Source organism: Alistipes finegoldii DSM 17242, from assembly GCF_000265365.1.
GTDB lineage: Bacteria > Bacteroidota > Bacteroidia > Bacteroidales > Rikenellaceae > Alistipes > Alistipes finegoldii.
The window spans coordinates 1,981,971-1,993,993 of the sequence record NC_018011.1 but is presented as its reverse complement, the minus strand read 5'-3'; the positions used below and the strand labels follow the sequence as shown (position 1 = coordinate 1,993,993).

Annotated in this window: 13 protein-coding genes and 1 tRNA gene; 10 read left to right on the top strand and 4 right to left on the bottom strand. The window is 57.7% G+C overall.

The features are described 5' to 3' along the window. Nucleotides 1-54: 54 nt before the first annotated feature. A tRNA-Ser gene (locus tag ALFI_RS08735) sits at nucleotides 55-141 on the top strand. A 159-nt stretch (nucleotides 142-300) separates the two neighbouring features. On the opposite strand, the gene ALFI_RS08730 is transcribed toward ALFI_RS08735, so the two are convergent. Further along, nucleotides 301-819, bottom strand: a complete 519-nt coding sequence (locus tag ALFI_RS08730) for an STM3941 family protein (protein WP_014775525.1) — start codon at nucleotides 817-819, stop codon at nucleotides 301-303. 170 nt (nucleotides 820-989) lie between these two features. Between ALFI_RS08730 and ALFI_RS08725 the strand changes: the two genes are divergently transcribed. From ALFI_RS08725 to ALFI_RS08710, 4 genes are all read left to right on the top strand, one after another. Continuing rightward, a complete protein-coding gene (locus ALFI_RS08725; RefSeq protein ID WP_014775524.1) occupies nucleotides 990-2,093 on the top strand; it encodes a mechanosensitive ion channel family protein in 1,104 nt (367 codons plus the stop codon). A 10-nt stretch (nucleotides 2,094-2,103) separates the two neighbouring features. Continuing rightward, the gene (pulA, locus tag ALFI_RS08720; RefSeq protein ID WP_014775523.1) at nucleotides 2,104-4,071 is read left to right on the top strand and encodes a type I pullulanase; all 1,968 of its coding nucleotides are present in this window, start codon (nucleotides 2,104-2,106) and stop codon (nucleotides 4,069-4,071) included. 71 nt (nucleotides 4,072-4,142) lie between these two features. Next, entirely contained in the window at nucleotides 4,143-4,403 is a 261-nt protein-coding gene (locus tag ALFI_RS08715) for a GlsB/YeaQ/YmgE family stress response membrane protein (RefSeq protein WP_014775522.1), read from the top strand. Between the two features lie 2 nt (nucleotides 4,404-4,405). Next, a complete protein-coding gene (locus ALFI_RS08710; RefSeq protein ID WP_009597230.1) occupies nucleotides 4,406-4,720 on the top strand; it encodes a hypothetical protein in 315 nt (104 codons plus the stop codon). Nucleotides 4,721-4,781: 61 nt separating this feature from the next. Here ALFI_RS08710 and ALFI_RS08705 read toward each other — a convergent pair whose 3' ends face one another. From ALFI_RS08705 to ALFI_RS08695, 3 genes are all read right to left on the bottom strand, one after another. Then, the gene (locus ALFI_RS08705) at nucleotides 4,782-5,468 is read right to left on the bottom strand and encodes an SOS response-associated peptidase (protein WP_014775521.1); all 687 of its coding nucleotides are present in this window, start codon (nucleotides 5,466-5,468) and stop codon (nucleotides 4,782-4,784) included. 102 nt (nucleotides 5,469-5,570) lie between these two features. Beyond that, nucleotides 5,571-6,005, bottom strand: a complete 435-nt coding sequence (locus ALFI_RS08700) for a PepSY-like domain-containing protein (RefSeq protein ID WP_009597208.1) — start codon at nucleotides 6,003-6,005, stop codon at nucleotides 5,571-5,573. 179 nt (nucleotides 6,006-6,184) lie between these two features. Next, a complete protein-coding gene (locus tag ALFI_RS08695) occupies nucleotides 6,185-7,039 on the bottom strand; it encodes a VIT1/CCC1 transporter family protein (RefSeq protein ID WP_014775520.1) in 855 nt (284 codons plus the stop codon). Between the two features lie 353 nt (nucleotides 7,040-7,392). Here ALFI_RS08695 and ALFI_RS08690 point away from each other — a divergent pair, with 353 nt between their 5' ends. The 5 genes from ALFI_RS08690 to ALFI_RS08670 all read left to right on the top strand — a co-directional run bounded on the left by ALFI_RS08690 (nucleotide 7,393) and on the right by ALFI_RS08670 (nucleotide 11,843). Next, nucleotides 7,393-8,640 (top strand): spondin domain-containing protein, encoded by a 1,248-nt coding sequence (locus ALFI_RS08690; protein WP_009597240.1) that lies wholly within the window; start codon nucleotides 7,393-7,395, stop codon nucleotides 8,638-8,640. 66 nt (nucleotides 8,641-8,706) lie between these two features. Continuing rightward, nucleotides 8,707-8,976, top strand: coding sequence for a hypothetical protein (locus ALFI_RS08685; protein WP_009597172.1), 270 nt, complete (start codon nucleotides 8,707-8,709; stop codon nucleotides 8,974-8,976). A gap of 11 nt (nucleotides 8,977-8,987) precedes the next feature. Continuing rightward, on the top strand, nucleotides 8,988-9,275 hold the full coding sequence (locus ALFI_RS08680; protein ID WP_014775519.1) for a hypothetical protein: 288 nt from the start codon (nucleotides 8,988-8,990) through the stop codon (nucleotides 9,273-9,275). A 42-nt stretch (nucleotides 9,276-9,317) separates the two neighbouring features. Continuing rightward, complete coding sequence (locus ALFI_RS08675; RefSeq protein ID WP_009597216.1) at nucleotides 9,318-10,289, top strand: manganese catalase family protein; 972 nt, start codon at nucleotides 9,318-9,320, stop codon at nucleotides 10,287-10,289. 111 nt (nucleotides 10,290-10,400) lie between these two features. After that, a complete protein-coding gene (locus tag ALFI_RS08670; protein ID WP_014775518.1) occupies nucleotides 10,401-11,843 on the top strand; it encodes an alpha-amylase in 1,443 nt (480 codons plus the stop codon). Nucleotides 11,844-12,023: the final 180 nt, after the last annotated feature.

The window sequence follows — 12,023 nt, the reverse complement described above, 5'->3', positions numbered from 1 at the left end:
AAAAATATGTCTATATTTGCAGTCCCAAACGAAAGGTTTTTCGTCCGGGAGATTGGAGAGATGCCGGAGTGGTCGATCGGGCCGCACTCGAAATGCGGTGTACGGGCAACTGTACCGGGGGTTCGAATCCCTCTCTCTCCGCAGAAATACAACGAATAAAACAGCAAAACCCTGCAAATCACACATTTGCAGGGTTTTGTGTATTTAGTCCACAGGCATTAAAAAGCAATGTAACGCAGGTCGGCGGTGGCCTATTCGGTGTACCTGAAAATCGGCTGAAAAAGTACACCGGATTCCGCGTCACTCCGAACGGAATTCCCTGAGCAGTCCGATCCTCTCGGACATATCCGCCTCTTTCATCCTGCGGATCAGTGCGGCCAGCCGCATCGAATCGACCTCCAGTCCCATCGTACGGATATAAACCGCCTTGACGCCTTTCGACTCGTAGAGACGGTCGAACCGCCAGAACCAAGCCGGCCTTATGAGCTGCGGCTTGTAGTCGCGGCCGAGCAGCAGCCGGACCCAGTACTGGCCCCGGAAATAGAAGTCGTCCGCGTAAAGGACGGCATCCCACTCGATCTGCTCGCGGATCGCGAACGGTTCGGTGATGCCGTATTCGGTCAGGACGATATAGGGGCGGCGTTCGAACAGCGATCCCATGCCGTACAACAGGGCGAAGCCCGCCGTTATCACGAAACACCACCCCAGAACGACGTCGCGGACATAGTACAGAACAAGTCCGCCGGCGATGCCCGCAAGCAGCCCTGCGACGGTGATACACACCGCCTTCTTCCTCGATTTATGAATTATCATCCTCATCCTCAACCAGATTTTCATTCCGAAATCGTGCAAATTTGTCTCCAAAGGCATAAAAATTGAATCTCCGGATAAGAAAAAAACCTCGCGGCATGCGCCATTGTAAAAATCCGGATGGCAAAAGAGGAGACATAAATAACAAATTGAACAGATAATTTAAAACCGATCGAAAAATGTTGGAATATGAAATTTGGGGAAATACGGTCCAGACATGGGTCGTTTCCATACTCATCGTAATAGGGGCGTTCGTCGTCGTAAAACTGCTCTCCCTGCTGGGCAGGAAGGTCATAAAGCCGTTTATCGCCCGCACGAACAACCGGGTGGACGACATCATCTACTACTCCCTCGAAGCGCCCCTGAAATTCGCCGTGATGCTGCTGGGCATCTGGATCGCCATTCACCGGCTGGTCTATCCCGACCAGTTGGTGAAGTACGTAGACAACGCCTACCGCATACTGATCATACTGGACATAACGTGGGTCCTCGCACGTCTCTCCACGGCCCTGCTCCAGCAGTACTGGGGACAAAGGTCGGACGGCCATGCGGTGAAAATGATGCCGGTGGTCAGGCGGACGATTCTGGTCCTGATCTGGATCATCGGTCTGGTAACGGCCCTGAGCAACGTGGGTGTCGACATCAATGCGTTGTGGGGTACGCTGGGCATCGGCGGCATCGCCTTCGCGCTGGCCGCGCAGGACACGGTGAAGAACATCTTCGGCGCATTCACCATCTTTACGGACAAGCCTTTCGGCATCGGCGACACGATCAACGTGAACGGACTGGAGGGAACCGTGATCGACGTGGGCATGCGCAGCACGCGGATACTGGGCTACGACCGGCGCATCACGAGCTATCCGAACTACAAGATCACGGACGCCTCCATCGTCAACATCTCCTCGGAGCCGATGCGGCGGGCCATGGTGAAGCTGGGGCTGACCTACGACACGGGAGCCGAAAAGATGAAACAGGCGCTGGAGATACTGCGGGCCATCCCCGCGAAAATCAAGGACGTTTCCGGAAATCCGTCGGACGTCACGGCCTACTTCTCGGACTACACCGACTCGGCGCTGGTCGTCACGTTCTACTACTACATCGAGAAGCAGGGCGACGTCCTGAAAACGACATCGGACGTGAATCTGGAGATCCTCGACTCCTTCGCCAAAGCGGGACTCACATTCGCCTTCCCCACACGCACGCTGCTCGTGCATCAGGACGACGCGGAAAAAGCCGGCGGCGAACCGGCAGCCGCAGACGGTACGCAAATTCAGAACTCCTAAAAAACATCCCATGACGACTCAGCAAAACCGTCCCGCGACCGGCCAGCCGGATGCGTTCGACAAATATCCCTGTTATTACGGGAGCGATCTGGAGCTGGCGTACACTCCCCAGCGTTCCGTCTTTACACTTTGGGCGCCCACGGCCGACAAGGTCCGGCTGAACCTCTACGCTTCGGGCGAAGGCGGGGAACCGGAGGAGCGGCTGGAGATGCGGCCCTCCGACGACGGGACATGGCGCGTCGCCGCGGAGCGCGATCTGAAAGGGACTTTCTATACCTTCCAGATCGAGAAAGAGGGGAAATGGCTGGACGAAACGCCCGGCATCTGGGCCAAGGCGGTCGGCGTAAACGGCGACCGGGCGGCCGTAATCGACCTGCGCGAGACCGATCCCGAAGGCTGGGAGGCGGACCGTGCGCCCGAACTGAAAATGTATTCCGACATCATTCTCTACGAACTGCACCACCGCGACTTCAGCGTCGCCCCCGATTCCGGGATCGAAAACAAAGGCAAATTCCTCGCCCTGACCGAAACCGGCACCAAGACACCCCAAGGGGAGGCGTCGGGACTGGACCACCTCAAAGAGCTGGGCGTAACGCACATACACATCCTGCCCTCCTTCGATTACGCGACCGTGGACGAAGCCCGACTGAACGACAAGACCTACAACTGGGGATACGACCCGAAGAACTACAACGTTCCGGAAGGCAGTTACTCCACCGATCCGGCCGACCCCGCGGCACGCATCCGGGAGTTCAAGCAAATGGTGCAAAGCCTGCACCGGAACGGCATGCGCATCGTTCTCGACGTGGTCTACAACCACACGGCCTCGGTGGAGCATTCGAATTTCAACCTTACCGTCCCCGGCTACTTTTACCGCCACAACGCCGACGGCTCCTATTCCGACGCCTCCGGCTGCGGCAACGAAACGGCTTCGGAGCGCGCGATGGTGCGGCACTACATCGTCGAGTCCGTCAAATTCTGGGCGAAGGAGTACCATATCGACGGCTTCCGGTTCGACCTGATGGGCATACACGACATCGAGACGATGAACCGCATCCGGGAGGAGCTGTCGAAAATCGACCCGACCATCTTCATCTACGGCGAGGGGTGGCTTGCGGCCGACTCTCCCCTGCCGCCGGAAAAACGCGCCGTGCGGGACCACGTCGGACAGATGGAGGGCATCGCCGTTTTCTGCGACGACTTCCGCGACGCCGTGCGGGGCAGCACGTTCGACGAACACGCCTGCGGATACGCTTCCGGAAATATCGGCGGACACTACGAACCCGTAAAATTCGGGATCGTCGGCGCCACGCAGCATCCTCAGGTAGATTACAACGGACTGCTATACAGCTCCGTGCCCTACGCGGCCGCCCCGTCCCAAGCGGTCAACTTCGTCGCCAGCCACGACGGTTACACGGTCATCGACAAACTGCGGCTCTCCGTCACGGGCGACCGGGCAGAAGAGGAGCTGCTCCCGATCGACAAACTGATACACACCATCCTGCTCACGGCGCAGGGTATTCCCTTTATCCGCGCCGGCGAGGAGATGATGCAGGACAAGCAGGGCGAACCGAACAGCTTCCGCTCGCCCGATGCCGTCAACCAAATCGACTGGGCGCTGAAAGCCGAACACCGCGGGCTGTTCGACTACATCCGGCAACTGATCGCCCTGCGCAAAGCGCATCCGGCGTTCCGCATCCCGACGGCCGAAGGGCTGCGGCAGTGGCTCCGGTTCCTCGACACGGGCGATTCGGGCGTGATCGCCTATACTTTGGGCGAACACGCCAACGGCGATGCGTGGAAAGAGATACTGGTGGCCTACAACGGCAACCGCCATCCGGCCGAATTCCGGATTCCCGAAGCGGAGCGGATCGTGGTCTGCCGCGACGGCCGGATCGATCCCGACAGCCGCGAGCGTCTCTCCGGAGAGGTCGTCCGCATGGCCCCCTCCTCGGCGCTTATCGCATACTGCGAATAATTTCCCGGAAGTTCATCCTCCGGGGTACAAATTTTGTATTACATTGACTGTCAACCAAAATTATAAAAATTATGTATTTCTTATGGTATTTACTCATCGGCTTGGCGGCCGGATGGATCGCCAGCCTGATTTTCAAGGGCAGCGGCTCCGGATTGCTGGTCAATCTGATCGTCGGTCTGATCGGCGGCATTCTGGGCGGCTGGCTCGTTTCTTTGTTCGGATGGGTTCCGACGGGCACATGGGGAACTTTCCTCTCGTCGATCATCGGCGCCATCGTCCTGCTGTGGATCGTATCGCTGTTCACACGGCACAAACCCGCTAAAACGATGTAATTATGGAAAAGTATTCGACAAAAGAGAACGAAACCTACCGGGAGCATGCCGAAAAAGCGGTTCACAAGGTAGAAGAACACGGCCAGAAGGCCAGACACAACCTGCAGGAAAACATGCAGAAGCTGAAGGATGACGCCGAAGAGGCGGCCATCGAAGCAAAGAACGAAGCCCGAACGGGCGTTCACAAGATGGCCGGCAAAATCGAAGAGGCCGGCACGAAAGTCAAGAATGCCACCAAAGAGGGCATGACCAAAGCCGCCCACAAGGTAAAAGAGACGGCGACGCAGGCGGCGAACCGGATCAAGGAGAAAGTATGACCCGGCAGTCCCGGCAGCAGAAAAGGGAAGTCTTCGGACTTCCCTTTTCTGCTGCGCCCGTCTAAGCCGGTACGAGTATGCCCGGATCGGCAGCGACTTCGTGCATGAAGTCGCACCGCACGGGTTCGCTGTGCAGCTCCTGCTCCGGATAAGGTTTGAGCAGGGCGACGATCTGCGCATCGGACAGCGCGGGAGTGAGCCAGCGGCTCTCATCGTCGGGACGGAGAATGACGGGCATCCGGCCGTTGGCGTTGTTGACGTAGCGCATCAACGGATTGGCTTCGGTAGTGATTATCGAGAATGTCGTCGTCCACGCAGCGGTCGCACGGCAGTACCAGCGATCGTAAATCCCGGCCAATGAGAAGAGAGGACGCTCCTTCAGGGTCACGTACAAGGGGATCTTACGATGCTGTTCATGGCGCCACCCGTAGAATCCGCTCACGGGAACCAGACACCGTCTCTGACGGATCGGAACCCGGAACGACGCGTTTTCGAAAATGGTTTCCGCACGGGCGTTGACCGTCTGGTTGCGGACCGTCACGACATCCTCCGGTCTGCGCAGCCAATAGGGAATCAGCCCCCACCGGGAATACCGGATCTGCTCGTCCCCGATCAGGACCGGATAGGGGAGATGCGAAAACGCGCAGGCACGCAAGGGCGGACGGAGATTACGGATCAGATCGGCCTTCCGGCCGAAATGCCGGGCAAGCTCCTCAGGCCCGGCAGCGAGGAAAATATGATAACACATGGCATGACAGAATTACAATTCGGGCCTGCACGGCCCGTTCGAGACATAAAAACGCAGGGAGCATGACGACGGTCGCCCCCTGCGCTTTTCATACGGCAAAAACTATTTCGTAGCTTTCGTAAAGTTGCCGTCCTTATCGAAATCGAGTACCGTCTTGTCCGCGAGGGCCACCTTGTAGCCGTCGGCGGTCGTCTCCATCATGACGATCCGCTGCCCCGCATAGTTGTTGCCTGCATAGGTCTTGATCTTGGCGGGAATCACCGACATGGGAACCGAACCGTTCTTCATGATGATCTGCGAGCAATCGCCGCTGCCGCCCTCGAAAGAGACTTGGTTGCCGCTGTTGAAGTAGACAGTGTACTTGTCCCACGACGCCTCGCGGTCCATCTCCACGGCCTTCACCTTTTCGCCGGGGAAATTTTTCTGAATGAATTCCTGCGAGTTCTTCGGCAGTTTACCGAAATCCACCTTCTGGGGAGCAGCGCTTACGGCAAAAGCAAATACCGCAGCCGCGACGAGTAAAAGAATTTTTTTCATAATATAAAGAATTTAAGTGATGAATGATACCGGAATACCTGCAAATGGTATTCCATTGAGGTTGAAATTGTTCGAAAAATATTTTTCATGCTGAGAATCAGTTTTTTTCAGGGGACGCCCAAGCCGCCGCATGTCCGGATCCGGCCTGCCGGACAGCACGAACGGACTGCGGGGCCGCCTCATACGTCCGCACCCGTAAACAGTTTGAGGATATAGCCGATCAGGAAGCTGATTCCGGCGATGCCGAAACTCAGCAGGGCCATTTCGAAAAAACGCCGTCTGAAACTCTCGCACCGGACCACGGCGTAATAGTAATTGAACAGGGCGATCACGGTAAGGGCCGCCAGAAGCATGACTCCCAGCGCGGCAAGCGCACTCGAAAAGAGCAGATAGGGAAGTATCAGTATGGCGACCGTCACCAGATAGGTGACCCCGGTGCAGACCGCAGCCCGAAGCGGATGCTTCTCCCGGCCCTTTTCCGACTTGGTCGCAAGGTACTCGGAAGCCGCCATCGAAAGGGCCGCGGCAATGCCCGTGATGCCGCCCGTAAGCGCCACGAGCCGCGGCTCGTTCAGCGCCAGCGTGAATCCGGCCAGCGCGCCCGTGAACTCGACCAAAGCATCATTCAACCCCAGCACGACCGAACTTATGTAGCACAATCGCATCCCGCCGGCCAGCGTCGTCAGCTTCTCCCCGTGACGTCTCTCCTCCGAAGCTATCCGCACGAACTCCTCGCGTTCGGGATAGCGCGAATAGCTTGCCGCCGTGCCTTTCTCACACTGCTCCATCTGCCGGACCACGAAAGCCCGTCCCAGCACCCTGACCATGCCCACATACCACAAAACACGTTTGGGATCGGGAGTCACCGTACGGCCCGTACGGCTTCTGAGGACCTCGCAATGCCGTCTTTCGTCCTGCATGATACGCAGCAGCGTCCGTCGGCGGACCGGATCCTTTTCCAGTCCGGCCAGCCGGCGGTAAACTTCGCACAAGGTAGTCTCGTCCCGTTGCAGGGTCAAAAGGTTTTTTGTCATCGCAGTCCCGTTTGTGTGGTTATTTCACCCGCCACTCCCCGGCCGGGGAGTGGCGGGCCTACACTCCGGGGTCCGCAAAAAATCTGCCGAACAGCGACCGAACCTCCGCAGGAAGAAGCTTCTACCTCAGGGTCCGAAAACCCGAAAAAAATCCATCCACCCCTTACTGCGTGTTTTGCAGGAATATCCATCCTCCCGTTTTTTCAATCCATCCAAAAGTATTTTTCATGGCATAAATGATGCACGCAACTGCATCGAAAAGGGTGCCGGACAACAAATACGAGCATATACCTTAATATAAATGGCAATAACGGTTTAACCGAGTATTAACTTAATTAATCATTCTATCAACTATGAAAAAAAAGTACTTTTTCACCGCATTCGCTGCGGCTTTGCTTTTCGCAGGATTCGCCTTTACGGCCTGTGACGACGATGACGACAACAGCGCCCCCGGCACGAAGCCGACGATCAAGTTCGAAAACGTAATCCCGACGAAGAATTACGTTCAGAGCGGCACGTTCGCCGCCGTCGCTCCCGGTGCGACGACCTCGTTCACATTCCATGCGGCCAAAGGACAGCGGCTGATGTTCGCCACGATGTATTCCTATTCCAACGACCTGTTCTTCGCCCCTGAGAATCCGGGCATCGCACTCTTCAACGATGCGGGCGTCCCCTATACCGGCGTCATAGCCAATGCCGTGAAACTCTGGGACAACGGAACCCGCGTCAACGAACAGCCCGGCCCCAACGTCAACCATCCGGGCGTAGCTCAGGCCGGCGTAGTGAGCGAGGTGAACGGTACGGACACGGAGGGTCACACCTACCCGGCGGCTTCGAGCCTGCTTCAGGTAAGTCTGACTTTCGACGCCGTACAGTCGCTGTTCACCTGCACGATCTCCAACATCTCTAACGGCACCTCGAACGAGACTCCGTTCTCCGGCGGCGTATTCGTCGTATCGAACATGCTCGACGGCAAGCTGGTGATGGAGAAGCCGTTCTTCAACGTCGATCAGAAATCGGGCGTGGAGCTGACCAAACTGGCCGAAGCGGGCAACGTCGATCCCCTGAAGTCGCTCGTAGCCGATCAGACGGGAATCATCACCACGCTGCACGGCGCCATCGTAGTAGTCTACACGGGCAACACCAACCCGATCTATCAGCTGGGACAGAAAGACGCACAGCTCGGTCTGGCGGCTCTCGCACAGCGCGGCGATCCGGGACAGCTGAAAGCTTCGCTCGAAAAAGTCCCGCAGGTGCGCAAGATCTACACGATTACGAAGACCGCCCTGCCGGGCGAGAGCATGGAATGCACCTATGAGGCCGCAGCCAACGAAAAGGTAGCGTTCGCAACGATGTTCGGCTATTCGAACGACTGGTTCTTCGCCAACGGTCCTGAGCTTAACGCACTGACCAAAGGCGACATAACGAGCAAGACCGTCCTGCTCGACGACGGTACGGCCGTAAGCCAGTATCCCGGCGCCGGCAATGCCCAGTCCGTATTCGGCGGAACGCTGATGCCCGAAGACAAGGCCATCAGCGCAGTCGGCGACACCTACCCGGTTCCCGCCGTCGACGGAATCGTCAAGATAACGATCTACTAAGGATCGTCGTGTGTGTTAATTGCGGCCGGAGCAGGAAACTGCTCCGGTTTTTAAACCCGTACAATCATGACAAACGACAAATCACAAGAAGGCAAGGTTACCGTTGCCGTAGAAAAAAAGACCTCCAAAATTCCCTCGATGGTCTACCTGAGCGCCGGTCTGGGCGCATTGGCGGTCTCGGCCTGCATGATGTTCCGCGGCCGTAAATCCGCAGCGCTGCTCGTCGGCCAGTGGGCCGCCCCGCTGCTGATCATGGGCCTTTACAACAAGATCGTCAAGACCGAAGGTCACGACCGCCCCGAATCCGGGACGGACAGATTAAACCGAATCATTTAAAAATCACGATTATGGACAAGACAAACCAGATGCACGGCGAAAGCCGTGAACAGCAAAACGATACGCAGAGCGCCCCGATGCAAAACGGCAATACGAACGACCTCGACAGCCGGAGCCACAACCGCGACAACAGCGGCATGCACGCAGGCGGCACCGAAGGCAGCAGCTACCGGCCACAGCCGGACAACAAGGAGCAATACGGCTCGAAGAAAGGCTCGTACTGGGAGGAGAAGGGCTCCGACCGGGAACAGAGCATCGGAAGCCGCATGAACGAGGAGAGTCTCAAGCAGAAACAATAGTCAGGCCGGCTTCCGGCATGTTCAACTTAATACAGCGAATATATGTTTTACCATTCCAAAGAACTCCAGTTCAAAGCGCGGGTGTCAAGACCCGATCCCCGCTTCGCGCGGCTGCTGCTCGAACAATTCGGCGGCGGCAACGGCGAGCTGAAAGCCGCGATGCAGTATTTCGTGCAGGCGTTCGCCTGCCACAACCCCTATCCGGACAAATACGACATGCTGATGGATATCGCCACCGAAGAGCTGGGCCACCTCGAAATCGTCGGCGCCACGATCCAGATGCTGCTCGCCGGCGTCAACGGCAACCTGAAGGATGCGGCCGAGCGCAACGACGTCTTCGGCGAAAGCATTTCGAAGGACGATTTCATCCATTCGGCCTTTTCGATCAATCCGCAGTTCGGCGTACTGACGGGCGGCGGTCCGCGTCTCACCGACAGCAACGGCGTGCCGTGGCAAGGCTCCTACGTCAATGCCAACAGCGACCTGACGGTCGATCTGCGTTCGGACATAGCCGCCGAATCGCGCGCCAAGATCGTCTACGAATACCTGATGCAGTTCACCGACGACAAAGACGTGCTGGCGACGCTCAACTTCCTGATGACACGCGAAGTGGCGCACTTCCAGCAGTTCGAAGCGGCGCTGGGGACCATCCAGCCCAACTTCCCGCCGGGAGTGCTCCAGAGCGATCCCCGCTACAGCAACATCTACTCCAATCATTCGACGGGAGAGGATGCCCGCGGCCCGTGGAACGAGGGCGAAAGCACCGGACTGGGCGAAGAGTGGCTCTATGTCGAGGACCCGCGCGAGCAGGTGCTCGAAACCGACGGACTCACGCAGCTCAAACCGCAGGGAACACCCCGCACCGAAGCTTCGGTGCGCAGTGCGGACAAGAAACTCAGCAAGGAGCGCAGCGGCGAAATCCGCAAGGCGACGCCGGAGAAGAACCTCCGGTGGTGCGAGTACGAACCGCAAGACACCAAGGCGTCCCGCCGCCAGCCGGTCGAACAGGACTAAATATCCCGTCGGCCCGCTGGGTGTGAACGCTCCGGAATTTCAGCCGGAGCGTTCTTCCTGTTTTGCATGCGCTTTGCAGCAAAATACCGCAAACATCAAATACATATATTTATGAAAAACGGAGTAATGATGCAGTATTTCGAATGGAATCTGCCCAATGACGGTAAATTGTGGACGCAGTTGAAAGAGGACGCCCGACACCTGCACGACGTCGGCGTCACCTCGGTCTGGATCCCGCCGGCCTACAAAGCCGACGAACAGCAGGACGAGGGATACGCCGTCTACGACCTCTACGATCTGGGCGAGTTCGACCAGAAAGGCACCGTCCGCACCAAGTACGGCACGCGACAAGAGCTGGAGGAGGCGATCGCGGCGCTGCACGCCAACGGGATTTCGGTCTATATCGACACGGTGATGAACCAGAAAACCGGCGCCGACTACACCGAGAAGTTCATGGCCTGCGAAGTCGATCCCGAAAACCGCGAGCAGGTGATCGGCGCCCCCGTCGAAGTCGAAGGCTGGACCGGATATACCTTTCCGGGGCGCGGCGACAAGTACTCCCCCTTCAAATGGCACTGGTACCACTTCTCCGGAACCGATCAGGTTTACGAGACCGGCAAGCGGGCCATCTACCTCATCCAAGGCGAAGGCAAGAAGTGGAGCGAAGGGGTAGACGGCGAGAACGGGAATTACGACTTCCTGATCTTCAACGACGTGGATTTCGACCATCCCGAAGTGATCGAGGAGATGAAACGCTGGGGCGCATGGATCGCCCAAACGCTCGATGCCGACGGCATGCGTCTCGATGCGCTCAAACACATCCGCAACACCTTTATCGGCGAATTCATGCACAGCGTCCGGGCTTCGCGCGGCAAGGAGTTCTACGCCGTCGGCGAATACTGGAGCGGCGATTTCGAGTCGCTGGAAGCCTACCTCGACGCCGTGGACCACCAGATCGACCTGTTCGATGCGCCGCTTCACTTCAAACTCTTCACCGCTTCGCAGCAGGGGCGCGATTTCGACCTGCGGACGCTGCTCGACGACACCCTCGTGCGGAAACATCCCACGCTCGCCGTGACGTTCGTGGACAACCACGACTCGCAGCGCGGCAGTTCGCTCGAATCGCAGGTCAAGTCGTGGTTCAAGCCGCTGGCGTACGGCCTGATCCTGCTGATGAAGGAGGGGTACCCCTGCATCTTCTACGGCGACTATTACAGCATGAAGGGCGAAGCGTCGCCCCACCGGGCCGTTCTCGACATACTGCTCGACGCACGCCGCTCGCGGGCTTTCGGCGAGCAGACCGACTACTTCGACCATCCCAACACCGTGGGGTTCACCCGCGCAGGCGACGAGCAGCATCCGGATTCGGGACTTGCGCTGCTGCTCTCCAACGGCGAAGACGGCGAAAAGGTGATGTCCGTAGGCGTAACGCATGCCAATGAGACGTGGCACGAGATCACGGGAAGCTACGACGACGAAATAGTCATCGGAGACGACGGCAAGGCCCTCTTCAGGGTACACGGAGGAAAACTGGCCGTCTGGGTCAAAAAATAATGCGTCCCCTATAGGCCGAAACAGCCGAAAGAACGGCCTGCCGGGCCGGAATGGTATACGTTTTGTATTCTTTCCGAGCAACGCCGCATATTGCGTCAACAGTGCGGCGTTACAAACTTGCTTTCGGCCGAAAGGTTTTTTCGGCACGAACGACAGCACAATGTCAAACTAAATTCTTTA